The organism is Acidaminococcus sp. HCP3S3_H5, assembly GCF_052122235.1.
GTDB lineage: Bacteria > Bacillota > Negativicutes > Acidaminococcales > Acidaminococcaceae > Acidaminococcus.
The window spans coordinates 164,356-188,122 of sequence record NZ_JBQKCS010000003.1; the positions used below are offsets into that span (position 1 = coordinate 164,356).

General features: G+C 58.3%; 27 protein-coding genes. 3 read left to right on the top strand and 24 right to left on the bottom strand.

Annotated elements, in window-relative coordinates; all coding sequences use genetic code 11:
- Window positions 1-49 precede the first annotated feature (49 nt).
- From ACTQY5_RS04845 to ACTQY5_RS04920, 16 genes are all read right to left on the bottom strand, one after another.
- Window positions 50-355 carry a hypothetical protein gene (locus tag ACTQY5_RS04845; protein ID WP_441368887.1) on the bottom strand — a complete coding sequence of 102 codons (306 nt, stop codon included), beginning with the start codon at window positions 353-355 and terminating at the stop codon, window positions 50-52.
- 361 nt (window positions 356-716) lie between these two features.
- Complete coding sequence (locus tag ACTQY5_RS04850; protein WP_441368888.1) at window positions 717-2,126, bottom strand: phosphodiester glycosidase family protein; 1,410 nt, start codon at window positions 2,124-2,126, stop codon at window positions 717-719.
- Between the two features lie 80 nt (window positions 2,127-2,206).
- Window positions 2,207-3,238 (bottom strand): rod shape-determining protein, encoded by a 1,032-nt coding sequence (locus ACTQY5_RS04855; protein WP_441368889.1) that lies wholly within the window; start codon window positions 3,236-3,238, stop codon window positions 2,207-2,209.
- A gap of 6 nt (window positions 3,239-3,244) precedes the next feature.
- Window positions 3,245-4,504, bottom strand: coding sequence for a UDP-N-acetylglucosamine 1-carboxyvinyltransferase (gene murA, locus ACTQY5_RS04860; protein ID WP_302157168.1), 1,260 nt, complete (start codon window positions 4,502-4,504; stop codon window positions 3,245-3,247).
- A gap of 60 nt (window positions 4,505-4,564) precedes the next feature.
- On the bottom strand, window positions 4,565-4,990 hold the full coding sequence (locus ACTQY5_RS04865; RefSeq protein ID WP_302157167.1) for a hypothetical protein: 426 nt from the start codon (window positions 4,988-4,990) through the stop codon (window positions 4,565-4,567).
- A 187-nt stretch (window positions 4,991-5,177) separates the two neighbouring features.
- A complete protein-coding gene (locus ACTQY5_RS04870; RefSeq protein WP_012939048.1) occupies window positions 5,178-5,369 on the bottom strand; it encodes a hypothetical protein in 192 nt (63 codons plus the stop codon).
- Window positions 5,370-5,414: 45 nt separating this feature from the next.
- On the bottom strand, window positions 5,415-5,858 hold the full coding sequence (gene atpC, locus ACTQY5_RS04875) for an ATP synthase F1 subunit epsilon (RefSeq protein WP_154487801.1): 444 nt from the start codon (window positions 5,856-5,858) through the stop codon (window positions 5,415-5,417).
- Between the two features lie 2 nt (window positions 5,859-5,860).
- Entirely contained in the window at window positions 5,861-7,312 is a 1,452-nt protein-coding gene (atpD, locus tag ACTQY5_RS04880) for a F0F1 ATP synthase subunit beta (protein WP_347567404.1), read from the bottom strand.
- A 38-nt stretch (window positions 7,313-7,350) separates the two neighbouring features.
- Window positions 7,351-8,259 carry an ATP synthase F1 subunit gamma gene (gene atpG / locus ACTQY5_RS04885; RefSeq protein WP_022487389.1) on the bottom strand — a complete coding sequence of 303 codons (909 nt, stop codon included), beginning with the start codon at window positions 8,257-8,259 and terminating at the stop codon, window positions 7,351-7,353.
- Between the two features lie 15 nt (window positions 8,260-8,274).
- Window positions 8,275-10,131, bottom strand: a complete 1,857-nt coding sequence (gene atpA / locus ACTQY5_RS04890; RefSeq protein WP_022487390.1) for a F0F1 ATP synthase subunit alpha — start codon at window positions 10,129-10,131, stop codon at window positions 8,275-8,277.
- A gap of 38 nt (window positions 10,132-10,169) precedes the next feature.
- Window positions 10,170-10,661, bottom strand: coding sequence for a F0F1 ATP synthase subunit B (atpF, locus tag ACTQY5_RS04895; protein WP_279127838.1), 492 nt, complete (start codon window positions 10,659-10,661; stop codon window positions 10,170-10,172).
- Between the two features lie 40 nt (window positions 10,662-10,701).
- Window positions 10,702-10,959, bottom strand: a complete 258-nt coding sequence (gene atpE, locus ACTQY5_RS04900) for an ATP synthase F0 subunit C (RefSeq protein WP_022487392.1) — start codon at window positions 10,957-10,959, stop codon at window positions 10,702-10,704.
- Window positions 10,960-10,989: 30 nt separating this feature from the next.
- The gene (atpB, locus tag ACTQY5_RS04905) at window positions 10,990-11,697 is read right to left on the bottom strand and encodes a F0F1 ATP synthase subunit A (RefSeq protein ID WP_279127840.1); all 708 of its coding nucleotides are present in this window, start codon (window positions 11,695-11,697) and stop codon (window positions 10,990-10,992) included.
- 55 nt (window positions 11,698-11,752) lie between these two features.
- Window positions 11,753-12,133 carry a hypothetical protein gene (locus tag ACTQY5_RS04910; RefSeq protein WP_441368890.1) on the bottom strand — a complete coding sequence of 127 codons (381 nt, stop codon included), beginning with the start codon at window positions 12,131-12,133 and terminating at the stop codon, window positions 11,753-11,755.
- A gap of 6 nt (window positions 12,134-12,139) precedes the next feature.
- Window positions 12,140-13,306 (bottom strand): non-hydrolyzing UDP-N-acetylglucosamine 2-epimerase, encoded by a 1,167-nt coding sequence (gene wecB / locus ACTQY5_RS04915; protein ID WP_022487394.1) that lies wholly within the window; start codon window positions 13,304-13,306, stop codon window positions 12,140-12,142.
- 17 nt (window positions 13,307-13,323) lie between these two features.
- Complete coding sequence (locus ACTQY5_RS04920) at window positions 13,324-14,337, bottom strand: glycosyltransferase family 4 protein (RefSeq protein WP_288310428.1); 1,014 nt, start codon at window positions 14,335-14,337, stop codon at window positions 13,324-13,326.
- A gap of 253 nt (window positions 14,338-14,590) precedes the next feature.
- Between ACTQY5_RS04920 and ACTQY5_RS04925 the strand changes: the two genes are divergently transcribed.
- Both ACTQY5_RS04925 and ACTQY5_RS04930 read left to right on the top strand, forming a co-directional pair.
- Window positions 14,591-15,130 carry a chromate transporter gene (locus ACTQY5_RS04925; RefSeq protein ID WP_308664250.1) on the top strand — a complete coding sequence of 180 codons (540 nt, stop codon included), beginning with the start codon at window positions 14,591-14,593 and terminating at the stop codon, window positions 15,128-15,130.
- Entirely contained in the window at window positions 15,130-15,702 is a 573-nt protein-coding gene (locus ACTQY5_RS04930; RefSeq protein ID WP_154487804.1) for a chromate transporter, read from the top strand. The genes ACTQY5_RS04925 and ACTQY5_RS04930 overlap by 1 nt, the downstream gene beginning before the upstream one ends.
- A gap of 7 nt (window positions 15,703-15,709) precedes the next feature.
- Here ACTQY5_RS04930 and ACTQY5_RS04935 read toward each other — a convergent pair whose 3' ends face one another.
- Window positions 15,710-16,576, bottom strand: a complete 867-nt coding sequence (locus ACTQY5_RS04935; protein ID WP_022487398.1) for a LysR family transcriptional regulator — start codon at window positions 16,574-16,576, stop codon at window positions 15,710-15,712.
- Between the two features lie 133 nt (window positions 16,577-16,709).
- On the opposite strand from ACTQY5_RS04935, the gene ACTQY5_RS04940 reads away from it, so the two are divergent.
- Window positions 16,710-17,648 (top strand): DMT family transporter, encoded by a 939-nt coding sequence (locus tag ACTQY5_RS04940; RefSeq protein ID WP_279127847.1) that lies wholly within the window; start codon window positions 16,710-16,712, stop codon window positions 17,646-17,648.
- A 23-nt stretch (window positions 17,649-17,671) separates the two neighbouring features.
- On the opposite strand, the gene ACTQY5_RS04945 is transcribed toward ACTQY5_RS04940, so the two are convergent.
- The 7 genes from ACTQY5_RS04945 to ACTQY5_RS04975 all read right to left on the bottom strand — a co-directional run bounded on the left by ACTQY5_RS04945 (window position 17,672) and on the right by ACTQY5_RS04975 (window position 23,761).
- On the bottom strand, window positions 17,672-19,027 hold the full coding sequence (locus tag ACTQY5_RS04945) for an MATE family efflux transporter (protein ID WP_279128004.1): 1,356 nt from the start codon (window positions 19,025-19,027) through the stop codon (window positions 17,672-17,674).
- 62 nt (window positions 19,028-19,089) lie between these two features.
- Window positions 19,090-21,120, bottom strand: coding sequence for an LTA synthase family protein (locus ACTQY5_RS04950; protein ID WP_441368891.1), 2,031 nt, complete (start codon window positions 21,118-21,120; stop codon window positions 19,090-19,092).
- 11 nt (window positions 21,121-21,131) lie between these two features.
- Entirely contained in the window at window positions 21,132-22,076 is a 945-nt protein-coding gene (locus ACTQY5_RS04955; protein ID WP_154487808.1) for a diacylglycerol/lipid kinase family protein, read from the bottom strand.
- A gap of 29 nt (window positions 22,077-22,105) precedes the next feature.
- On the bottom strand, window positions 22,106-22,504 hold the full coding sequence (locus ACTQY5_RS04960) for a GtrA family protein (RefSeq protein WP_022487403.1): 399 nt from the start codon (window positions 22,502-22,504) through the stop codon (window positions 22,106-22,108).
- Window position 22,505: 1 nt separating this feature from the next.
- On the bottom strand, window positions 22,506-22,751 hold the full coding sequence (locus ACTQY5_RS04965) for a pro-sigmaK processing inhibitor BofA family protein (protein ID WP_022487404.1): 246 nt from the start codon (window positions 22,749-22,751) through the stop codon (window positions 22,506-22,508).
- A 65-nt stretch (window positions 22,752-22,816) separates the two neighbouring features.
- On the bottom strand, window positions 22,817-23,413 hold the full coding sequence (gene recR, locus ACTQY5_RS04970; RefSeq protein ID WP_022487405.1) for a recombination mediator RecR: 597 nt from the start codon (window positions 23,411-23,413) through the stop codon (window positions 22,817-22,819).
- 15 nt (window positions 23,414-23,428) lie between these two features.
- Window positions 23,429-23,761 (bottom strand): YbaB/EbfC family nucleoid-associated protein, encoded by a 333-nt coding sequence (locus ACTQY5_RS04975; protein ID WP_022487406.1) that lies wholly within the window; start codon window positions 23,759-23,761, stop codon window positions 23,429-23,431.
- Between the last annotated feature and the right edge of the window lie 6 nt (window positions 23,762-23,767).

The following is a 23,767-nucleotide window of genomic DNA, read 5'->3' on the forward strand; positions in this document are numbered from 1 at the left end:
CACACCCTCTGGTTCCTGTAATTATCAATAATGGAAAAAACTGCCTGCATCAGGGCTGGATGGTGGCCACCACCTGGTCCGCTGCAATCTGGCTGCCGGGAGCCACTTCCACGGAAACCACTTTCCCGCTGCAGTTGGCACGGGCTGCCGGTGCCGTCCCGGTCAGGGTCTTCACCGTAACCAGCACAGAACCTTCCGATACCTGGGTGCCCACGGAAACCACCGTTGCCACCTGGCCGGAAAGACTGCTTTTCTGGGACTGCACCCCTGCCGCCTGAGCAATGCCCAAAGCCAGCAATACCATCAGCAAGGCTGCTGCCCATATTTTTCTGTTTTTCAGGATTTTGTGTAACATGATCAGCACCTCTTTTCTTTCGTTTGTTTATTATATACCGAAGGAGAGGGGAGATGCAAGGGGGCTGTTGCCGGTAGGGCAGCAGCCCCCTCTTCAGGTCTCGGGTCCCGAGTCATGAGTCTCGGGCCATTGGATAGGACCTGTCCTTCGGCCAGGTTCTTCTTATTGTATATAACCGTAGGGGGCGCAGGCCCGGCGCCCCGCAAAATGCGCAGATCATCGATGATTTGGCGGGCTGCCCGGCGTGCAGCCCCTACGGTACCGATTTACACATTCAAAAATTTGCCTGCAAATTTATCATTCGGCTCCAGACTTCAGACTCCCGACTCAAGACTGAAATAAGTGCCGCCTCTGGCGGCACTTATTTCCTGAACACCCCCAGAGCCACCCGAACCGGGCGCTCGCTGCCGTCGCTGGGATCGTTCATGATTTTGCCGTTGACCACCATTTCGCTGGAGCCGCCTCCGTCGAAGTTCATAGCCCGGTCAGCCCCCAGCTGGACGAAGTACCGGCCGAATTCGGTGAGAGTCATGCCCACGCTGCTGTCGGACCGGCCGTCAGCCACTACAATCAGCACAGTGCCGTCTTTTTTGATGCCCACCCCGGTCCGGGGAGCCCGTCCCTGGGCGATGTCATCGGCGATTTTTTCTTCCTCACTGGTCACCTGGACCCGGCCGTCCCGGACCAGCTGAGGCCCTGCGGACCCTACGGAAGCTGCACTGTCCGCAGCCTGGTTTCCCAGGGTCTGAGTCACCGTGACTTTGTCTCCGGTCCGCAGGCCGTTCAAAAAGGAGGCGGCACTGCCGTTGCCGGAAAGCACCGTGGTGCCGGGGGCAAGGGCCATGCTGCCGGCCCCTTTCCGGATATCCCGGACAATCCCGCCATTCAGAAGGACTTCCGTGCCGTAGGCATTGGTGTCCGTCGTGTCGTCATACCCGTCGTTGTACAGGATCAGTTCGTTCTGCAGCCGCATCCGGTTCAATCCGCCGATGGCGAAACTTTTTCCGTCCGGCCGGGTTACAGTGCCGGTATAGGACAGCCCGGGCTGGATGGAAGGAGTTCCCGTACGGGGAATCACCAGCCCGGTCCGGGGCGTGCTTTCCATGCCCAGCCATTTGTTCTGGATTTTCAGGTTTCCTACCACCCAGATGTCGCTGTCGAAATAGGAGGCGTTCACCAGAGCCACAGCCCCGGACCGTTTCTGGATCATGGACAGGGTCCCCCGCTGGATGGTCTTCCCATAGCCGGGGATGAAATCCAGACGGAAGTCACTGGAAGGGGCCAGGGTCAAAAGATAAGTCTTCACCCGGCCGGCTCCCAGATTCACGGTGCTTTCCCGGTAGGTAAGCCCCTTTCCCAGCCACTGGGAACTTCCCGCCGCCGGTTTTCCGGCCGTACCGGTGCTGGTTCCGGACCGGGGAAAATCCACTACCAGCCGCTGGGGATTCTTCAGCAGGAAAATCTTGTACACCGGTACCGTCTTCCGGAAGACCACCACCAGCCGGCTGTTCTTTCCCTGGGGTTCCAGATAGGCCTTCTGGATCCGGGGATCCCGGAGCCGGACCATTTCCGTCCGGTCCGCCTTTCCCTTCAGGTCAACGATCAGCTGGTTCCCGGTGACCCGGGCCGTATAAGAAAGAGGGCTGTCCAGGTTCATGACCACCCGGGCCCGGTTGGGGGTGACCCCGCCCCGGAGAGCGCTGACCCGGGCTGCCTGGGCCGCCGGCAGAGAAGCCGTCAGCAGCACCCCCGCCAGAAGAATTCGTGCCATCCATTGTCTGTAACTGTGGTTCATTGTGATTGATCGCGTTCCTTTCGTAAAAAGGGGGTGTTGCGCAGGCAACACCCCCTTTATTTTCCTTCCAAAATTTCCAGCAGCCCCGGATCATCCAGGGCCATGCCGGCCCCCCGGGCCACACATTCCCTGGGATGGGCCGCCACCCGGGTCCTTACGTGGGTCCCGGCTTCGATGCACTCATCCAGCCCTTCCAGCAGGGCGCCCCCGCCGGTAAGGACGATGCCTTCTTCCAGCAGGTCCGCTGCCAGTTCCGGCGGGGTCTTTTCCAGCACCTGATGGATGCAGGACAAAATGGCGGTGAGGGGTTCCTCCAGTCCGGCCACCGTATCCTGGGAGGACAGGCGCAGGCTGGTGGGCAGGCCGGTAATGTTGTCCCGGCCCCGGATAATCTTTGTGCTCCGGCGCCCCCGCCGGCTCACGGTACCGATTTCCAGCTTGATATCTTCTGCCAGGGGCCGTTCAATCTGGATGTTCAGCCGGTCCCGGAGATGACGGATCAGCCCTTCGTTGAAGGCCTCCCCTCCCATCCGGAGTGAGGCTGCCTGGATGATCCGTCCCATGCTCATCACCGCTGCACTGGTGGTACCGCTGCCGATATCCACCACCATCCGGCCTCTGGGTTCCTGGATGGGAAGCCCGGCCCCCAGGGCCGCCGCCAGAGGCCCCTCGATCAGATAAGTCCGGGCGGCTCCCGCCAAAAGAGCCGCTTCCGTCACCGCCCGCCGTTCCACGCCGGTGACTCCCGTGGGCACACAGACCATGACTCTGGGCTTGAAGAACAGATTCTTCCCCACCACCCGGTCCAACACTGTTTCCAGAAGGCCTACGGAAGCGTCGAAATCTGCAATGACCCCGTTTTCCAAGGGCCAGACCACTTCCCACTGGCCCTGGCCGTTCATTTCCCGGGCCCGGGAACCGATGGCACCCGTCTTCCCGGTAGCCGGATCGATGGCCACCACCGTAGGCTCTTCCAGCACGATCCCCCGATTTTTCATGAACACCCGGGTGGAGGAAGTCCCCAGGTCGATGCCCACGTCCACCGGATTGAACAGCCGGGCGAACAGGCTTTTTTCAGTGTGCTTCATGGCGCATCAGCCAACCCGCTGGATGTCGGCTCCCAGTCCGGTCAGCTTGTCCACCAGGTTTTCGTAGCCCCGGTCGATGTGGTAGATATCGGTGATTTCCGTCACCCCGTCTGCCACCAGACCGGCCAGCACCATGGCTGCACCGGCCCGCAGGTCCGTAGCCCGTACCTGGCAGCCGTACAGTTTGGGAACCCCTTCCACAATGGCGGCCCGGCCGCCGTTGGTCCGGATATTGGCCCCCATCCGCAGCAGTTCATCCACATGCATGAACCGGTTCTCGAACACGGTTTCCAATACAGAGCTCTGGCCTTTGGCAATGCACATCATGGCCATGACCTGGGCCTGCATGTCCGTAGGGAACCCGGGATAAGGCAGGGTCTTGATGGTAATGGGCTGGAGTTCCTTAGGTCCCACCACATGGACGCTGCTGATGTCTTCTTCCACAATGGCCCCTGCTTCCCGGAGCTTGGCAATGAGCGGCTTCATGTGTTCGCAGAGCACATTGTCCACCAGGATATCCCCCTGGGTCATGGCTCCCGCCACCATATAGGTGCCGGCTTCGATCCGGTCCGGGATCACCGCGTGTTCCCCGCCTTTCATGCTTTCCACTCCGTCGATGCGGATGGCAGTGGTACCGGCGCCTCTTACCTTGCCTCCCATCACGTTGATGTAGTTGGCCAGGTCCACGATTTCCGGTTCCTGGGCCGCATTTTCAATGATGGTGGTGCCTTTGGCCATGGACGCCGCCATCATCAGGTTTTCCGTGGCTCCTACACTGGGGAAATCCAGGTAGATGGTGGTGCCCACCAGACCGTGGGGGGCAAAGGCTTCAATGTAGCCGTGACCTTGTTCGATGGTGGCCCCCAGGGCTTCGAACCCTTTCAGATGGATATCGATGGGCCGGGTGCCGATGGCACAGCCTCCGGGCTGGGAAATCTTGGCCCGGCCGATCCGTGCCAGCAGGGATCCCATGACCAGGAAAGAGGCACGCATGGTGCTGACCAGATCATAGGGAGCTTCCCAGCCGGTAATGTTGTGGCTGTCGATTTTCAGTACATGGGGGATGGAATGATCCACCTTCAGCCCCAGACATTCCAGCACTTTGCAGATGGTGCTTACATCCTCCAGTTCCGGAACTTCCAAAATTGTACTGCCCTCCGTCCCCAGAACGGATGCTGCAATGATGGGCAGCACTGCATTTTTGGCCCCGCTGACCCGCACAGTTCCTGTCAGCCGATGACCACCCTTTACCACCAGTTTCTCCACGCCTGATTCCACACCTTTCCTTGCCTGCAGGGAAGCCGGGCTTCCCTCTTTTTCCTGCCTCTATTGTCGATGGATGCCCCATTGTCTGGCATGACGTTTCTGCTGATTGCTCAGCTGTTCATCCAGACGGAGTCTCATTTCATGCTTTTCCCGATACCGGGCGGCCCTTTCCCGGGCCACTTCTTCCGGATCGGCCTGGGCCAGCTGCCTTTGCTGCTGTTCCCACTGCTGTTTTTCCCGTTCCGCCTTTTCCCGCCGTTTCCGGGATGCGGCCCGTTCCTGGGCTTCCCGTTTCTGCCGGGGCGTCAATTTATGGTCATACAAGAACTGGGCCCGCCGGATCAGATACAGCGGCACCGCCACCGGCATCAGCAGAAAGGTTCCCAATACCCACAGGTTCTTGTGCTTCATGCCAATGCTGTGGCTGTCCAGAAAAACCACCCAGGTCACAAGACAGCAGACCACCAAAACAATCATATTGGACAAACCGTACGGCACCCCCCTTAATGTCTACGGAACTTCCCTTCTCTGTCCATTTTTATAACTAGATTATTATACCATAGAACGTTCTGTTTTCCATAGAGGGAAATAAAAAAAGGGGCTGTTGCATAAGCAACAGCCCCGTCAACGGTCGGTTGTCAACGGGCAAAGGAGGTGCCTACTGGCACCCCCTTTAAAAATTCCTCGTATGGGTCCGCAGCCGATCCGCCAGGATGTTGTAGTAGACTTCTTTTTCTTGGATGGTCTTTCGTAGCTTGCGGATCTGTTCTTCGTCTGTTGCGGCTTCCAGCCGTTCATTGAGCTCGACCAGTTCCAGCCGCAGCTGCCCCATTTTACTGGCAGCCATTTTGCTGATAAAGTCCACAGCGGATCCCCCCTCTGCCTGCTGCAGTGACTTTGTGCTACAGGATCATTCTCCTTCTACGGGATAGGGCTGTACCTTTCCCACCAGGGATGCCGTCCTGAGCCGGGCTTCCGCCCGCCGCAGGATCTTCTCCGTATGGGCCACGTCGGTAAGCGCGTCGGGATGGTCCAGTCTGGCCTGGGCCTCGTCCCGGATCTGCTGATATTTGGCCACATCGATTTTCTCTGCTCTTTGGGCTCTGGGCGTCAGGATCACAACCTGGTTGTCCTTGACCTCTGCGAATCCCCCTTCCACATAGACCAGGATCACCTGATTGTCTTTATCCTGCAGTTTCAGTGCACCTTCCCCCAAGACTGCAATCATGGGGCCATGGTTGGCCAGGATGCCAACTCCCCCATTGACTGTATTCAACAAGACATAGGAAATATCCTCCCTTTTCACCAAAATTTTTTCCGGTGTGAGGACTTCCAGTTTCATTAACCTGGCCATGATCATGCGCCTTTCAGTTTCTTGCCCTTGGCCACGGCTTCATCAATGGACCCTACCATGTAGAAGGCGCTTTCCGGCAGATCGTCGTGTTTGCCTTCCAGGATTTCCTTGAAGCCCCGGATGGTTTCGGACAGGGGAACGTATTTTCCCGGTTGGCCGGTGAACTGCTGGGCCACGAAGAAGGGCTGGCTCAGGAACCGCTGGACCTTCCGGGCCCGGGATACGGTGAGTTTGTCCTGTTCGTTCAGTTCTTCCATCCCCAGGATGGCGATGATGTCCTGGAGTTCCTTGTACCGCTGGAGGATTTTCTGGACTCCCCGGGCCACTTCATAGTGTTCCTGGCCGATGACCAGAGGATCCAGGATCCGGCTGGTGGAAGAAAGGGGATCCACTGCCGGGTAAATGCCCAGTTCCACGATTTCACGGCTGAGCACCGTGGTGGCGTCCAGATGAGCGAAGGTGGCGGCAGGTGCCGGGTCAGTCAGGTCGTCGGCAGGCACATAGACGGCCTGGACGGAGGTGATGGAGCCGCTCCGGGTGGAGGTGATCCGCTCTTCCAGGGCACCCATTTCGTTGGCCAGGGTGGGCTGGTACCCTACGGCGGAAGGCATACGGCCCAGCAGGGCGGAGACTTCAGACCCGGCCTGGATGAACCGGAAGATGTTGTCGATGAACAGCAGTACATCCTGGCCTCCCACATCCCGGAAATATTCCGCCATGGTAAGACCGGTGAGCCCCACCCGCATACGGGCTCCCGGGGGTTCGTTCATCTGTCCGTACACCAGGGCCGTTTTGTCGATGACCCCGGATTCCTTCATTTCTCCCCACAGGTCATTCCCTTCCCGGGTCCGTTCCCCGACCCCGGAAAATACGGAATAGCCCCCGTGGTTGGTGGCCACATTGTGGATCAGTTCCATGATCAGCACGGTTTTGCCTACGCCGGCCCCGCCGAACAGACCGATCTTGCCCCCCAGAGAATACGGGGCGATCAGGTCCACCACCTTGATGCCGGTTTCCATGATCTTGGTTTCCGTGGCCTGGTCCGCCAAAGCCGGAGCCGGCCGGTGGATGGGCCAGTGGTCCGCTGCCTGGACCGGGGTGGGATCATCATCCACGGTTTCTCCCAGGACGTTGAACACCCGGCCCAGACAGCCCTTGCCTACCGGGACCGTAATGGGTTTCCCCGTATCCCTGGCTTCCATGTTCCGGGTAACCCCGTCGGTGGAACTCATGGCTACGGTACGGACCACATCATCCCCGATGTGCTGGACCACTTCCGCGGTAAGATGCACATGGATATTTTTCGATGCCTGGGCATCGATGACGATTGCATTGTAAATGGCCGGCAGTTCCTTATCCGGGAACCGGATATCCACCACCGGGCCCATGACCTGGACCACTCTGCCCACATGGCCCCGCTGTTTGGCGGAGAGATGGGCAACGGCCCTGTCGATTGCTTGTTTCTGCTCTTCCGACACGATGGGTGCCTCCCTTATTTCAGCGCTTCCGCGCCGCTGACGATTTCATTGATTTCTGTGGTGATGCTGGCCTGCCGCACCTTCTGGTAATAGACCTGGAGCTTGCCCAACAGGTTCTGGGCATTGTCCGTGGCCGTGCTCATGGCCGTCATCCGGGAAGCCAGTTCACAGGCGGAGCTTTGGATCAGCGCCGTGAAAATCTGGCTGCGCAGATAATACCGGGCCAGGTAGGGCAGCATCTGGGCCGGTTCCGGTTCGAAGATCAGGGTGGGATAATCGGTGGGATCATCGTCCTCCCAGACTTCCTGGGCCTGTACCTCCAGGCTGTCCTTGGCCTTGGGCTGGACCGGCAGCAGCTGCACGGTTTTGGGGATCTGGATCATGGCAGATTTGAAATAGGTGAAGATCACGTCCACTTCGTCCACTTCTCCGTGGATGAACATGGATTCCACCGTGTCTGCAATGTCTTCCGCCGCCTCAAAGGTGGGCTTTTCGGAAAATCCGCTCCAGCTTTTGGCAATGTGGTAGCCCCAGTGGTTCAGCCCGATCTTCATCTGCTTCCCCACCGCCAGGAGAGGAGAATCCTCCCGGCCCCGGAGCTCCACTCCGGCGTATTTCACCACGTTGTTGTTGTAGGGGCCTGCCAGCCCCTTGTCGGAGCCCATGATTACATAGGCGGTCCGGTACACCGGCCGTTTTTCCAGCAGGGGATTGGATTTCATGTCCAGATGGGCCATCACCGAAGGATCGCTGACGGCTTCCTGGAGCAGGCTCTTGAGTTTCTCCGCATAGGGAAGGCTGGCGTCAGCCCGCTGCTGGGCCTGATGCATCCGGGCAGAGGCCACCATCTGCATGGCCCCGGTGATCTTGCTGATGCTGCCGACGGTTTTCATATGGGCACGGATGCCGCTGGTATTTGCCATCAGGGATCACCTGCCTTACATGCCGTCTGCGCTGCCGGGCGCAAACATTTTGCCAAAGTCATCCAGGGCGTCGTCCAGCTGGGCCTTCAGTTCATCAGTGAATTTCTGTTCTTTTTCCAGGGTGGTGAGGATGATGGAACAGTGGTTGTTCAGATACCCCAGCATCTCATGTTCATACCGGGTCACATCCTCCACCGGGATCTCATCCAGGAACCCGTTGTTCACAGCGTAAAGGGAAATAACTTCCTGGGCCATGGACAGGGGCTGGTACTGACCCTGTTTCAGCATTTCCGTCACCCGGGCGCCCCGGTCCAGCTGGGCCTTGGTTTCCCGGTCCAGATCGGAACCGAACTGGGCGAAAGCCGCCAGTTCCCGGTACTGGGCCAGAGACAGCCGCAGGGTGCCGGCCACGGATTTCATGGCCTTGGTCTGGGCTGCGCCCCCTACCCGGGATACGGACAGCCCAGAGTTCAGGGCCGGCCGGACACCGGAGTTGAACAGGTCCGTTTCCAGATAGATCTGGCCGTCGGTGATGGAAATCACGTTGGTGGGAATGTACCCGCTCACGTCCCCGGCCTGGGTTTCAATAATGGGCAGAGCGGTCATGGAGCCGCCGCCGTGTCTGGCATTCCGGCGGCAGGCCCGTTCCAGCAGCCGGGAATGGAGGTAGAACACGTCCCCAGGGTAGGCTTCCCGTCCCGGCGGACGGCGGAGCAGCAGACTCATGGCCCGGTAGGCCACCGCGTGCTTGCTCAGGTCGTCATAGACGATCAGTACATCTTTGCCCTGGTCCATGAAATATTCCCCCACAGCCGCCCCGGCATAGGGAGCCAGGTACTGCATGGGGGCCGTATCCGCGGCGGTGGCCGCCACGATCATGGTATAATCCGATGCCCCGTACTGTTCAAAGGTATGGAACAGACGGGCCACGGAAGAGGCCTTCTGGCCGATGGCCACATAGATGCAGATCACACCCTTCCCCTTCTGGTTCAGGATGGTATCCACCGCAATGGCGGTTTTCCCGGTGCCCCGGTCCCCGATGATCAGTTCCCGCTGGCCCCGGCCAATGGGCACCAGGGCATCCACGGCCTTGAGGCCGGTCTGGAGGGGCACATCCACCGGCTGCCGGGCGGCAATGCCCGGTGCCTGGTGTTCGATGGGATAATGGGCGTAGGTCTTGATGGCCCCTTTCCCGTCCAGGGGCTGGCCCAGAGGGTTCACGATCCGGCCCAGCATGGCTTCCCCTACGGGGATTTCCATGATTTCACCGGTACGCCGGACCAGGTCCCCTTCCTTGATTTCCGTGGCGCCGCCCAGAAGGACGATCCCCACTTCCTTTTCCCGGAGGTTCTGGACCATGCCGTACACCCCGTCATGGAGGGCAACCAGTTCCCCGCTCATGGCACCGCCCAGCCCGGAGGCCGTGCAGATGCCGTCACCGACTTTTTCCACCACGCCGATTTCTTCCAGGTCCACGTCGTCCTTAAAGGACTGGACCCCCTGGGTCAGGGCCTGGGTGATGTTCTGGGTATGGTCCAGATCCTGGTCGCTGAGATGGATTTCCTTCATCAGGGCATCCATCTTTTCCAGCTGCCGTTTCATGGTGGCATCAAAGATATGGTCGCCGTACTGGATCAGTACGCCACCCACCAGCCGGGCATCCACTTTCTGTTCCTGGAGCCGGACCGGTTTTCCGAATTTCTCTGCCAGAAGCTCCTGGAGCAGCTGGGCTTCTTCCGGAGCCAGAGGCTGGGCCGTGGTCACCGTCAGGGAGAGGAGAGACTCTCCTGCAAAAAGAGCCTGGTCGTCCTCGGTGAGGGTCAGCCGGTCCAGGATCTGTTTCCACAGAGCTTCCTTGTTTTTACTGTTCATAGGTTGATACTGCCTCCACAGTTCCTCTGAAGGGACTTTTATTTTTTCTGTTCTGCCAGGGTTTCATCGGTAATCCGGGTGATCCGCTGCTGGTCTTCTGCAGAATCCAGCTTTTCCTGGAGAACCCGGCCTGCGATTTCCGTGCTCAGGGCGATGATCTGCTCCCGCACGTCCAGCAGTGCTTTCTTCCGTTCCATTTCCACAGCCTGCCGTCCGGAAGTGAGCAGTTCTTCCCGTTCCTTCTGGGCGTTGGCCAGGGCTTCATCATGGAGCTGCTGGGCCATGGCGTTGGCCTTGGACACAATGTCGTTGGCTTCCTTCTTGGCGTTCTGCAGCTGCTGCACATATTCCTGCTTCAGGGCTTCCGCCTCTTTCCGGGCATGATCCGCCTGGTCCATATCCTTGACGATCTTGGTCCGGCGGTCATCCATGGCCTTCAGCAGGGGTTTGTAGGCAAATTTGGCCAGGACCCACAGCAGGATGATGAAGTTCACCACCTGGGCCACCAGCGTATAATTGATACTTACCATTCCCTATCGCTTCCTTTCTCCCCAAAGGGGTGCATGCCTCTTATTTTACAAAGGGGTTGGCAAACACCAGCACAATGGCGATAACGGAGGCGATGATGGGGATGGATTCCACCAGGCCGATGGCGATCAGCATGTTCACCTGGAAGCTGCCTGCCTGTTCCGGCTGACGGGCCATGCATTCCAGAGCCTTGGAAGCCACGGTGGAGTCCCCTTTGGTGGCCCCCAGGGAAGCCCCTACGCCAATGATTGCTGCTCCCAGGATGGAAGCCACGATGATCAGGGTATTGTTGTCTATCATTTTTTTACATCCTTTCTGTTTTCCAGATTCTTATTTTTTGGAATGGACCTGTTTGAAGATCGGCGCCAGGGCGATTACCGTCAGCATGGTAAAGATGAAGGCCTGGAGGAAACCGATAACCAGACTGAATCCGATCCACAGGTTGGGCACCACCCAGGGTACCAGCATGTACAGCACGGCCAGGAGGATTTCCCCGGCCAGGATATTCCCGAAAAGACGCAAGGCCATGGTCAGGGGCTTGGCCAGCTCCTCGATGATATTCAGAGGGAGCATCAGGGCAAAGGGTGTCACCAGATGCTTGAAATAGCTGGGCCCCTGCTGGATGATCCCGATGATGTAGGTGGCCACAGCCACGGTAATGGACAGCCCCAGGGCCACGTTAATGTCATTGGTGGGCGAAGAGAGATGGACCCCCAGGGAAGGCATCAGGCCCAGTTCGTTCCCCACAAAGATGTACAGGAACAGGGTCAGGATGAAGGGCGTGGCCATCCGACGGCCTTCCACCCCCAGGTTGGCATCCATCAGTTTTTCCAGCCACTCCACGATCATTTCCACCAGGTTCTGGATTCCATAGGGAATCTCCTGCACCCGCCGGGTAGCGGCAAAGACGATGGCTGCCACAATCAGCATGGTAAGCCAGGACATATAGATGGTCTGCATGTTCAGGGTGATCCCCGGCAGGACCTGTGTGGTCCCGTAGTGGATGACTTCTGAACCGGCAGCTTCTGCAATTCCCATAGACTTATCACTTCCTTTGTATTATTTCTTGTTTTTTATAGGAAACTCTGACAATTCAGGGTTTCCGGCATCCGGGCCGGCTGCGGGCCAGCTGGATGACCAAGCCAAGATTCAGGATCAGGAAACCGGAAAGGACCAGCACCGGCTGCCATTTTCCCCGGAGCGCCGCCAGGGTGAACCCCAGCAGTACGGCGATCCGCAGGAACATGAGCCGGTGCATGGAAAGGGCGGCCTGGGCCGGTTCCTTTTCCATCCCCCGCCGGACGCCCCAGAGGAACAGGGCCGTGTCCGCCAGGCCGGCGGCGGAGCCCAGAAGGGCCCCGGGCAGGGTTCCTCCCAGCAGGAGCACCGCCAGCAGAAAGGCCAGCCCCAGAGCCAGCTGTTTCAGAAACAGCGACCGGAGCTGACGGCCCAGGCGCTGGAACAGGTTTTCCATAGGGTCTTACTTTTCCTGTCCCCCATGGAATTCCGGCATCAGATCCACCGGATACCCATGGGTATGGAGCAGATAGGTGACGATCCGTTTGGCAGCCTGGCCGTCCCCATAGGGATTCACGGCTTCTGCCATGGACCGGTAGTATTTTTCATCGTTCAGCAGCCGGCAGGTGGCAGCATACACATCTTCCTTGCCGGTGCCGATCAGCTTCACCGTGCCGGCGGTAACGGCTTCCGGCCGTTCCGTGGTGTTCCGGAGCACCAGCACCGGTTTCCCCAGGGCCGGTGCTTCTTCCTGGATGCCGCCGGAATCGGTGAGGACAATGTCCACCCGGGCCATCAGGTTGGCAAAGGGTTCATAGTCCATGGGTTCCAGCAGATGGACCCGTTCCATTTTGCCCAGGACCGCTTCTGCCACTTCCCGGACCTTGGGATTCTTGTGCATGGGGAAAATGGCTTCCGCTTCCGGATTGTCCTTCAGCACTTCCTTCAGAGCCTGGTATACGTGGCGCATGGGAGCCCCCAGGTTTTCCCGCCGGTGGGTGGTCATCAGGATCAGCTTGTGGTCGGAACGGATGGCTTCCTCCAGTTTGGGGTTGTGGAAATCGAAATGATCCTTCACCGTGGCCTGGAGGGCATCGATTACCGTATTCCCGGTGACGTAGATGTCATCTTCCTTGATGTTTTCCTTCAGCAGGTTGGCTCTGGCGTTGCTGGTGGGAGCAAAATGCCAGTCGGTAATGGCTGCGGTGAGTTTCCGGTTCATTTCCTCCGGGAAGGGAGAATATTTGTTGCCGGTGCGCAGTCCTGCTTCCACATGGCCAACGGGGATCTGTTTGTAAAAAGAAGCCAGCGCCCCCACAAAGGTGGTAGTGGTATCCCCATGGACCAGCACCAGATCCGGCTGGGCTTCTTCCAGTACTTCCTTCAGCCCCATAAGGGCACGGCTGGTCACATCGTACAGGGTCTGACCGGCGGTCATGATGTTCAAATCATAATCCGGTTTGATCTGGAACAGCTCCAGCACCTGGTCCAGCATTTCCCGGTGCTGGGCGGTAACTGCCACAATGGGTTCCAGCATATCCGGGTACTTTTTCATTTCCAGCACCAGGGGACACATTTTGATGGCTTCCGGCCGGGTCCCAAAAATCGTCATGACTTTCAATTTTTTCATTTTCCTTCGCCCCTATTTCATGATCTATCCTGTAAAATCCCGATTTTTCTTGCGCCAATGAAGATCACCGCCAGCAGGAATACCAGCAGTGCAATGGCATAAATCCCCTCCATTTCCGTCAGGAGCACTGCCGTAAGGCAGAGTCCTGCACTGATCAGATACATGAAGATCACTGCCTGCCGCTGGCTGAAGCCCATGGCCAGCAGGCGGTGATGGATATGTCCCTTGTCCGGACTGAAAATAGGCCGTCCGTTCCGGTACCGGCGGACAATGGCAAAGGCCGTGTCCATAATGGGCAGCCCCAGGGCAATGGCCGGCACCAGAAGAGCAATGGTGGCCGCGCTTTTCACAGCGCCGAAAATGGAAATGGCTGCCAGCATGTAGCCCAGAAACAGGCTCCCGGTATCCCCCATGAAAATAGTGGCCGGATTGAAGTTGTACCGGATGAAGCCGATGATGCCTCCGGCCAGGGCCGCGGTGATCACCGCCACCGGATACAGTCCCTGTTGGAGGGCCACCATGATCACCGTGACAGAGGCAATGGCGGACACCCCGGCTGCCAGGCCGTCCAGCCCGTCAATCAGGTTCACCACATTGGTGAAGCTGACGATCCAGAACACGGTAAAAGGGATGGACAGGTAGTTCAGATAGAAATACCCGCCCCAGGGATTGTTCAGCCATTCGATCCGGACTCCGAAGAACACCGGCACCAGGGCCGCAATGATCTGGCCCACCAGCTTCACCTTGGCGGCCAGCTGGAACATGTCATCCAATATACCCACAATGGCAATGACCGTACCTCCCAGGAGGATGCCCACCACGTCCCGGGTCAGTTCCATGGTGGAAACAGCCGCAGCCATGAACCCGATGTAAATGGCCAGGCCCCCCATCCGGGGCATGATCCTGTGGTGCACCTTCCGGGCGTTGGGCCGGTCCACAGCGCCGATGCGGAAAGCCAGCTTCTTCACAAAAGGAGTCAGGACCCAACTGATGATCAGGGAAATGCTCAATGCCAGTAAATACGTTTTCACAAAACAAGCCTTTCTGCGGATTGCCCGCCCAGGGAAATTTGCTTTCCCTTTTCCTGGAAAATTTTCTCTGCACTTTTGCTCATACAAAGTTATTATAGTACAGTTTTGGAAAATCTACAATTTGTTCCCCTGTTTCCTTTGTGACATTTTCTCCATTTTTCTTCCCGTTCTTTTTCTCCTCCAGCCATTTGGTGCCAGTTTGTTTACAGGCTCTTTGCTCCGTGTTACACTGAAAAGAATCGGAGGTGTTTCCATGAATGAACTGATCCAGCTGTTTACGGTGTTCGCCCGGATCGGGGCGGTCACTTTCGGGGGCGGCTATGCCATGCTCCCTATCCTCCAGGCGGAAGTGGTGGAAAAATACCACTGGGCCAGCGAGGAAGAACTGGCGGACTATTATGCGGTGGGCCAGTGTACCCCTGGGGTCATTGCGGTGAATACGGCCACCTTCATCGGCATGAAACGGAAAGGGGTAACCGGAGGGATCATTGCCACCCTGGGGGTAGTGTTCCCTTCTCTGGTGATCATTACGGTAATCGCCGCCTTCCTGTCCAACTTTGCCCAGCTCCAGTTCGTCAGGGACGCTTTTGCCGGGATCCGGGTCTGCGTCTGTGTGCTGATTTTCAACGCCATCAAAAAACTGGCAAAAGGGGCTCTGGTGGATAAACTGACCATAGGTCTGTTCCTTCTGGTCATGGGGATCAACCTGTTCTCCAGCATTTCTCCCGCCTGGCTGGTGGTCCTGGCCGGCGTGGTGGGTCTTTTGGCCAAAAAAGCGGGAGGTGAGCTGTAATGGGCCTTTTTGTGCAGCTGTTCTGGGAATTTTTCAAAATCGGCCTGTTCGCCATCGGCGGCGGCATGGCCACCATTCCCTTCCTGGCCAAGCTGGCTACTGCCACCGGCTGGTTCACAGAAACGGATCTCTTGAACATGATCGCCGTATCTGAATCCACTCCCGGCCCCATCGGGGTGAATACCGCCACCTATGTGGGCTATCACATTGCCGGGATCCCCGGGGCAGTGGACGCCACCTTCGGACTGATCACCCCGTCGGTAATCGTGATCATCATCGTGTCCCAGTTCCTGAAGAAGTTCGGGGACAGCAAATACGTGAAAGCGGTAATGTACGGGCTCCGGGCCGCTTCCGCCGGTCTGATCGCCGCAGCGGGGCTCATGGTGGCCCGGGTGACCCTGCTCCATCCGGAAGCCTGGAAGCAGGGTGACCTGGCCGGGGTGCTGAATGGCCGTTCCCTCCTTCTGGCCCTGGTGCTGGTGTTCCTTACCGGGAAATACAAAAAGGTCCACCCCATCGCCTTCCTGGCTGCCTCGGCTGTAGTGGGCGTGGTCTTCGGGTTTGGACAGTAAGAAAGGATCACCCCACCCCTTTCTTCACATACTCCAGGAACTTCTTCAGGGCCGGGGAAGCCTGGGCCAGGCTGGGAAGAGCCATGCCCAGTTCCAGCCGGTCCGGGGTGGCAAAGGGCAGCACCTTTACCTTTCCGTTCCACCGGCGGCTGCTGAAGGCGTTGTCCATGGACAGCCCCAGTCCCGCCTCCACCATGGTCCAGCAGGTGTACATGTTGCTGGTGGTGAACCGGAAATCCGGATGGACCTGGTATTTATCCAGGAACAGGTCTGTGTCTGTTTCCTGCTGGGGCAGGGGTTCGATAAAAGGCTGGCCTTCCAGGTCCTCCGGCAGGAGGGCCTTTTTTTGTGCCAGAGGATGGTCTTCCGGCACCCAGGCCACCAGCCGATCCTCATACAGAGGCACCCAGTCCCCCTGGTACCCGGGATGGCGGCTGAACAGACAGCAGCTGAGCCGGTGTTCCCGGAGACCCTCCAGCAGGGTTTGGTTCCCGGCTTCCTGGACATGGACCCGGATCCCCGGATAATCCTTCTGGAACTCCCGGAGGATCCCCGGCAGCCAGCAGGAGGCAATGCTGTAATAGCTGCCCACGAACAGTTCCCCCTGGTCCAGGCCCAGGATCCCGTTGCACTGTTCCCGGATCTGCCGGCTCCAGTAGAGCAGTCCCCGGATGGACGGCAGCAGTCCCTCCCCTTCCCGGGTCAGCCGTACCCCCTGGGAGGTCCGGGCCAATAGCGGGAAGCCCACTTCCCGTTCCAGACTGTCCAGCATCCGGGTCAGCCCGGAGGGAGAATAGCCCAGCGACCGGGCCGCTGCCGTAATGCTCCCCTGCTCTGCTGCCTGGACCAGGGCCTGGTATTTTTCCGTATCCATGAAATCCCTCCTGTTCTGCTTTTCGTATTGCATATTCAGCAACAGTATATTGCAGAATATGCGCTTCCTGCAACGCCTTTTTCTTTTTATAATGGAACCAGAAAGAAGAAAAAAATTACAGGGAGGTCTTAGTATGAAACCCACTGCCGCCAAAATCCTTATGGCGCTGATCATCCTGACCCGGAGCAGTGCCTTTCTCTTTTCCAAATTCATCATGGAGGAACTGACGCCGTTCCAGGCTCTGGGGTACCGGTTCACCCTGGCATTCCTGGTGATGGCCCTGGTGCTCCGCCGCCCTCTGGTCCGGGCCTGGGACGAACACCGAAGCCTGGGCCGGAAGAGCCTGCTCCTGGGGCTCCTGCTGTTTGCCGTCATGGGATGCGAAATGCGCAGCCTGCTTACGGCGGAAATCCATACCGTAGCCTTCCTGGAAAACCTGTCCCTGGCCCTGGTGCCCCTGTTCCTGGCCCTGTGGTACCGTCGGCTCCCCGGTGACCGGATCCTCCAGGGAGTGGGCTTCATCCTGCTGGGGGTGGCGGCCCTTACCATCGGCACCGCCGGGTTCACCCTGGCAGGCGGCGAAGGCTGGGCCCTTTTGGCGGCGGTTTTCTACGCCGGGTACATCATCGCCATCGGGAAACTGTCCCATTCCGCTGACCCTCTGGCCCTGGGCACCCTCCAGATGGGCATCATGGGACTCATGAGCTTCGGTGCGGCCCTGGTGCTGGACGGAGGGATCCCGGTGCCCCAGGCGGCTCTTACCTGGCAGTCCCTGGCCTTCCAGGTGCTGGTGTGCAGCTGCTTCGGTTTTGCCTTCCAGCCCAAGGCCCAACGGTATCTGACCCCGGAAGAAGCGGGTCTCTACTGTGCCATCAATCCTCTGTTCGCCAGCCTCCTGGGCCACTGGGTCCTGGGAGAGACCTTCGGCCCCGCCGGGATCCTGGGAGCGGTGTATATCCTCACCGGGCTGGGGTTTGTGAATTGGAAGGGTCTGTCGCAAGAGCGACAGACCTGTCAGCGGTCAGCTGTCAACGGGCAACGGGCAAAGGAAGCCAGCACCGCTGGCTTTTAAACACCAGAAAAAGAGAGGCTGCCTCAGACAGCCTCTCTTTTTTTCTTTTCCATATATCTCAGCCGCAGGCTCAGGAAGGCGGCGGAGAAGAAGATTCCGGTAATGAGCCCCAGCCAGTAGCCGTCCGGACCCTTGTCCAGCCCATGGTCCAGGAACAGGCCGAAGGGCAGGGCGATGCCCCAATAGGCAGCCAGAGCGGAATAGAAAGTGGCTTTTACGTCCTTGTACCCCCGGAGCACCCCCTGGATGGGAGCGGCGGTGCTGTCAAAGAACTGGAAGGCCACGGCAAAGGTCAGGAAGTGCATGATGGGTTCCAGCAGATTGGGGTCGGAGGTATAGAGCCGGGCGATGAGCCCCCGTCCCAAAAACAGGCAGCAGCCGAAAAAAGCCCCGATCAGGATGTTGGACAGCCGTCCCGTGTCCGCATAGGCCTTGGCCTGAACAAAATCCCGGGCTCCCACATAGGCCCCCACAATAATGGTAAGGGACAGGGAAAAGCTCAGGGGCACCATGTACAGCATGTTGCAGAAACTCATGGCCGCCTGGTTGGCCGCCACGGCAATGGTGCCGAACCGGGACACCAGGAGACATTCCACCCCGAAGAAGCTGGTTTCCAGGAAAATGGCCAGCCCCATGGGAATGCCGATCCGGAGATGTTCCCGGACATGATGGAAGGAAAAGCCGGAAGTCCGGAACACGTGGAAATCCCGGAACACCTTCAGCCGAAGCACCAGCAGGGCAAAGGACAGGCAAAGGAGCCAGCAGGTAATGGCCGTCCCCACCCCGGCTCCCGGACCGCCCAGGGCAGGGGCTCCCAGTTTGCCGAAGATGAAGATATAGTTCATGCAGGCGTTCACCGGCATGGTGAGCAGGAACAGCTTCATGGTCACCTGGGTGTAGCCCAGGGTATCCACAAAAGATCGGAGGATGCTGGCACAGAACAGGGGCAGGATTCCCCAGGCCACAAAGCCCAGATACCGGAAGGCCACGGTACGGACTTCCGGAGCCAGGCTCATGGTGTCCAGGATCCGGGGCAGCAGCTGGGAGCCGGCCCCGATTACCGTCACCGCCAGGGCGCAGGCCAGGGCCAGGCCGCTGACCACGGCGCCGGAGATTTTGTGGAATTCCCGGGCGCCCCGGTAATTGGCCACAATGGGAGTCAGGGCCTGGAGGATGCCATTGAGACCGGTGAACACCGGCATCCAAACATTGGTACCGATAGCCACCCCGGCCAGCTGGACAGTGCCTGCATGGCCGCTCATCACCGTGTCGAACAGGCTCATGCCGGTGATGCACAGCTGGGTGATCAGGATGGGGATCATCACCCCCAGGATCTTTTTCAGACGGGAACGGAAGGTCCCGTTACCCGCCATGGTCATTGCAGTCAACAAATCAACTCCTTTAAATCAAAAGGCTGCTGCCCGGGCAGCAGCCTCCTTTTTCACTTCATAAACTCAATATGCCTTTTCACATAGCCGTACATAATGTAGTTGGCCAGGGCGTTTTTTTCTTCTGTATCCGGGGTTTCTTCGTCCAGGGTAGCCACGAAATTCCGGTCGGCGGAATAATAGTAGGCCTTGCCTCCGAAATATCCCAGGGCATAGGGATGGGGCACTGGCTGGAGCAGATCCCGGCCCAAAAATTCTGCCGGCACTGGCTGGCCCAGCAGGGTCAGCAGAGTGGGTGCCATGTCTTCCTGGCTGGCGTACATGGTTTCATCCAGGTCCGCCAGAGGAGCCAGATTTTTGGAAACGAAGATCACCGGAATGGGAGCCACGCTCTGTTTGTCCTGGGGATTGCTTACCAGGGTCTTGTATTCCCCGCCGGAATGGGGGTTATGGTCCGAAGTGATGATGAACAGGGTCCGGTCATCCATCAGTCCCTGCTTCGAGGCTTCCTCAAAGAAATGCTGGATGGTCTTGTCCACCCAGTACATGCCGCAGACTGTGGCGGTCCCGTGGTCCCGGACATCTTCCGGCATCTCTGCATAGGTGTACCCGTAATAGGGATAGGGCTGGTGCATGTCCAGGGTCTTGCACACCAGGAACAGTTTCTGGTCCCGGTGTTCCGCCAGGGTCTTCAGAGCCACATCGTACATTACGTCGTTGTGGAAGCCCCAGCCGCTGGCCCCCTTGTAGCCCATGTTCCCCAGGTCCTCCTTGGCCAGGTAGTGTTCCATGCCGAACTGGGCGGGATATTCCCGGTATTCGTTGGCATAGTACCGGCTGGAGGCATTGATGAAGTACCCTTCATAGCCGGCCTGCTGGAGACTCCGGAACAGGGAGGGCTGCTTTTCGCCGGGCAGGTCCTTGTCATAGATCAGCTGGGACCGGAAGGTAGCATTGAGCCCCTGGGTAGTGGGCACCGCAGAAGAATAGTAATGATCGATCCGGGGATACTTCTCCACCAGGGAATCCAGATAGGGCGTGGCATCCGCCGGGATGTTGGGGTTGTAGTGATGGAGGTAGTCCCGATGGACGCTTTCCAGGATCAGCATCACCACCCGGTCGTAGGCCGGCTGCTTCCGGGGCACGATTTCCTGTTTGGGCAGGATCCCCAATTCCGTCAGGGCTGCCTGGTCCTTGTCCGTCAGGGTCCGTTCCTGGTATTTCCAGGGATCATGGACCACCTTGTCGGTCTTGAAGAAGGCTTTCTGGAAGAAGTTCACGTTGATGGGATAAGACACCATGGCCCGGGTGGGTTTCCGGCTCTTTTCCATATCCACTTCGATGTCCAGGCCGCTGACGCTGTCCGTGGCATGGTAGACCCCTTCTGCCAGCAGCAGGTAGGAGCCGTTGAGGCCCATGGCAAACAGCACCACGCACAAAAGGGACCAGGGCAGGTTGGGCTTGTGCCGCCGGGGATGGACCACCCGGAACAGGGGGACGAACACCAGCATCACGGCAGCGATCAGACCCAGCTGCCAGTTTTCCGTGGTGCTCAGGATCCCTTTGGCGGCGTAGATGTTCAGGTTGTCAAACAGCACGCTTTCCACGTGCATGGAGGTGTTCCAGAAATAGATCCCGTCTCCCAGGATCAGAAGGCAGGTCACATAGTAGACCAGGAAATAGACCGCCTTCATGGCCCGGTTGGGCCAGTGATGGTAGCACATGGCAGCCAGCAGCACCAACACGATGTTGTTGAACAGCCCGGCCAGCACCGAAAGCACCGTCATGAACCCGGGGTCCAGTTCCAGATAGCTGACCATGAACACCGCATCGATCAGATACAGGGTGCCCACCACCACCACCGGGAAATACCGTTTCACCCGGTCCCGGATCCGCCGGCGCTGGGCGTACAGGAACAGGACCACCCAGGACAGCAGCAGGTCCCGGCAGAAATAGTTCAGGGTGTGGTACCAGAATTCCGCCCAGGGAAAGGGTACGATTTCTTTCAAAAAGTTCCAGCGGTACCCGGCTTCCGCCAGAAAACTCAGGAGCACAAAGACTCCGTACAGGATTTTCTTTTTCACAACGCAGCCTCTCAGGATATGAATTGCAGGGATTTGGGCAGCAGGACAATGGAAAGAGGGGAATTGACCACCGCATCCCCGTCCAGTTCCGCCGCGAATTTACTTACATTGCACCGGACATCCACCTGGGTGGCGGGATAGATTTCCACGCTTTTGTCCAGGGTCAGCATGTCTGCGGCAATCAGTGCCGTATACCGGAGGAAGTCCACACAGCGGCCCTTGGTGAACAGGCACACATGCATGGTGGGATTGGACAGGGAGCCTCCGTTGACCAGAGAGAACCGGCCGGCATAGTACCGGCTTTTGGTGACGATCACCGAACTGGCCTGGTGCCACACCCCGTCCCCGTTGATCATCACCTGGAACCGGTATTTCCAGTTGTGGAGCAGCATTTCATTCCCCAGCACCCGGCCGCTCTGACGCACATAGGCCAGGGTGGACAGGTACTTTTTCTGTTTGGGGGTCACCTGCTGGACCACCATGGAATCCACCCCGATCCCGGCCACGGTGAGGAAGATCCGGTCGTTGGCCTTGCCCAGGCACACCGGGGTGGTGACTCCTTTGGAAACCCGGTACATCCAGTTGTGCACATCGGTTTTCTGCATCAGTTCCTTGGCCACCAGGTTCACGGTTCCTGCCGGATAGATGCTTACATAGGGCCAGTAGTCCTGGTCCACGCATTCTTCCACCAGGGCCCGGAGGGTGCCGTCTCCCCCAGCCACGATCACCCACTGGATCTGTTCTGCACAGATCTTTTTTCCCACAGCCTGGGTTTCCGCAAAGGTGCCCACGGTCACATACTGGAACTTTTCCGCACCGTACAGCCGCATCAGCTGCCGGGCAATGCTTTCCACATTGCTGTGGATTCCGCTGAAAAGGGTCTGCTTTCCGGAGTTGCGGTTGTGGACCAGAAGGACTTTCTGGAATCCTTCAATATCGACTTTATGACGAAGCATGTGCATCTCCACCTACTCTTTTTCTTCCATTATTCCGTGTAAATCCATTTTTTCCTTGAAAAATAATTCCAAACCGTCACCAGTGCCGAAGCCCCCACTTTGGATCCCATCACCGGCAGACCCAGGCTGCCTACAAACAGCCGCATAAGCAGCACGTTGTACAACAGCCCCAGGGTGGACACCAGGAGTACCAGGGAAAATTCCTTTCCTTTGCTGTAACGGACTCCGCTGGTGAACACCCAGATGTTGGTGGCGATGTAGTGGCACACCGTGGAACAAAGGTAAGCCGCCGCTGTGGCTACAAGATAGTTCCAGCCCCAGTGACTGTTGAACAGATAGACCAGGGCCCACTCAAACAAAGCAGCCGTGCCCCCGATGCAGAGATAACAGAGGACACGGATCTTTTCACTTTTGGATTTCTGGAGCATTTCAGTGCCCCATCAGCTGATACAGCAGCATGACCACCACTCCCGGGATTCCGAAGAAGCCGGCCACCAGAGCTGAAATGAAGTGGATGGGAATGGTCACTCCGAAAAGGCCTCCCAGGATGTTGAACAACCACAGCAGCACCACCCCGCAGATCCCGTTCCACAGGAGCTTCAGGGAAAGAGAGAACATATTGATGATCAGGAACAGGACAACCAGGGCTGCCCCGCCCACCAGCCATATTTCCATATTGTTTAACCGCCTTTTCTGCATAATCCGTTTTTTCCAGGCAGTCTTCTGCCTGCCGGAAAGGATCAGATTTCCCGCCGGTTTTCCAGAGCTTTGTACAAAGTCAGTTCATCGGCATATTCCAGATCCCCGCCCACCGGAAGCCCATGGGCGATCCGGCTCACCTTCACCCCGGTGGGGCGGATCAGCCCGGCCAGATAGTTGGCTGTGGCTTCCCCTTCCACATCGGAATTGGTGGCAATGATTACTTCCTTCACCGTCCCCTTCTGGAGCCGGAGCAGCAGTTCCCGAATCTTCAGCTGATCCGGGCCCACCCCGTCCAGAGGAGACAGGACCCCGTGGAGCACATGGTACAGGCCCTGGTAGCCCCGGGTCCTTTCCATGGCCGCCACATCCTGGGGCTGTTCCACCACGCACACCAGGCTCCGGTCCCGTTTTTCATCCTGACAGATTTCACACAGATCCCCTTCGCACAGGTCAAAGCACTGACGGCAGAGATGGACATTGTCCTTTACGTCCAGGAGAGCCCGGGCCAGTTCCTCCACATCTTCCCGCTTCATGTCCAGCACATGGTAGGCCAGACGCAGGGCCGATTTGGAGCCGATTCCCGGCAGGCGCCGCAGCTGTTCGTGGAGCCGTGCCAGGGGTTTTACCATCCGCATGCCTGAGACCGTTCCTTAAAACATCCCCGGCAGCTTCAGTCCGCCAGTCACTTTGCCCAGTTCCTTTTCCGTCATTTCGTCCACTTTCTTCATGGCATCATTGACAGCGGTGACGATCAGGTCCTGGAGCATTTCCACATCCTCCGGATCCACTGCATCCGGGGACAGGGTCAGGCTCACCAGGTTCTTGTTCCCGTTGACCACAGCTTTGACGGCTTCGCCGCCGGCGGTGCCTTCCACTTCCCGTTCCTTCAGTTCTTCCTGGAGCTTGGTCATTTCGCTCTGCATCTTCTGTACTTTCTTCAGCATGCCCTGCATGCCGTTCATTGCCATTCCACCTTTGAACATTTGGTT

What these genes read in the sequence shown, in the direction of transcription:
- ACTQY5_RS04845 (WP_441368887.1), bottom strand. Translation starts at nt 355, where the DNA reads ATGTTACACAAAATCCTGAAAAACAGAAAAATATGGGCAGCAGCCTTG.
- ACTQY5_RS04850 (WP_441368888.1), bottom strand. Translation starts at nt 2,126, where the DNA reads ATGGCACGAATTCTTCTGGCGGGGGTGCTGCTGACGGCTTCTCTGCCG.
- ACTQY5_RS04855 (WP_441368889.1), bottom strand. Translation starts at nt 3,238, where the DNA reads ATGAAGCACACTGAAAAAAGCCTGTTCGCCCGGCTGTTCAATCCGGTG.
- atpC (WP_154487801.1), bottom strand. Translation starts at nt 5,858, where the DNA reads ATGGCCAGGTTAATGAAACTGGAAGTCCTCACACCGGAAAAAATTTTG.
- atpG (WP_022487389.1), bottom strand. Translation starts at nt 8,259, where the DNA reads ATGGCAAATACCAGCGGCATCCGTGCCCATATGAAAACCGTCGGCAGC.
- atpA (WP_022487390.1), bottom strand. Translation starts at nt 10,131, where the DNA reads ATGAACAGTAAAAACAAGGAAGCTCTGTGGAAACAGATCCTGGACCGG.
- atpF (WP_279127838.1), bottom strand. Translation starts at nt 10,661, where the DNA reads ATGGTAAGTATCAATTATACGCTGGTGGCCCAGGTGGTGAACTTCATC.
- atpE (WP_022487392.1), bottom strand. Translation starts at nt 10,959, where the DNA reads ATGATAGACAACAATACCCTGATCATCGTGGCTTCCATCCTGGGAGCA.
- atpB (WP_279127840.1), bottom strand. Translation starts at nt 11,697, where the DNA reads ATGGGAATTGCAGAAGCTGCCGGTTCAGAAGTCATCCACTACGGGACC.
- ACTQY5_RS04910 (WP_441368890.1), bottom strand. Translation starts at nt 12,133, where the DNA reads ATGGAAAACCTGTTCCAGCGCCTGGGCCGTCAGCTCCGGTCGCTGTTT.
- wecB (WP_022487394.1), bottom strand. Translation starts at nt 13,306, where the DNA reads ATGAAAAAATTGAAAGTCATGACGATTTTTGGGACCCGGCCGGAAGCC.
- ACTQY5_RS04925 (WP_308664250.1), top strand. Translation starts at nt 14,591, where the DNA reads ATGAATGAACTGATCCAGCTGTTTACGGTGTTCGCCCGGATCGGGGCG.
- ACTQY5_RS04930 (WP_154487804.1), top strand. Translation starts at nt 15,130, where the DNA reads ATGGGCCTTTTTGTGCAGCTGTTCTGGGAATTTTTCAAAATCGGCCTG.
- ACTQY5_RS04935 (WP_022487398.1), bottom strand. Translation starts at nt 16,576, where the DNA reads ATGGATACGGAAAAATACCAGGCCCTGGTCCAGGCAGCAGAGCAGGGG.
- ACTQY5_RS04940 (WP_279127847.1), top strand. Translation starts at nt 16,710, where the DNA reads ATGAAACCCACTGCCGCCAAAATCCTTATGGCGCTGATCATCCTGACC.
- ACTQY5_RS04945 (WP_279128004.1), bottom strand. Translation starts at nt 19,027, where the DNA reads ATGACCATGGCGGGTAACGGGACCTTCCGTTCCCGTCTGAAAAAGATC.
- ACTQY5_RS04955 (WP_154487808.1), bottom strand. Translation starts at nt 22,076, where the DNA reads ATGCTTCGTCATAAAGTCGATATTGAAGGATTCCAGAAAGTCCTTCTG.
- ACTQY5_RS04960 (WP_022487403.1), bottom strand. Translation starts at nt 22,504, where the DNA reads ATGCTCCAGAAATCCAAAAGTGAAAAGATCCGTGTCCTCTGTTATCTC.
- ACTQY5_RS04965 (WP_022487404.1), bottom strand. Translation starts at nt 22,751, where the DNA reads ATGGAAATATGGCTGGTGGGCGGGGCAGCCCTGGTTGTCCTGTTCCTG.
- recR (WP_022487405.1), bottom strand. Translation starts at nt 23,413, where the DNA reads ATGCGGATGGTAAAACCCCTGGCACGGCTCCACGAACAGCTGCGGCGC.
- ACTQY5_RS04975 (WP_022487406.1), bottom strand. Translation starts at nt 23,761, where the DNA reads ATGTTCAAAGGTGGAATGGCAATGAACGGCATGCAGGGCATGCTGAAG.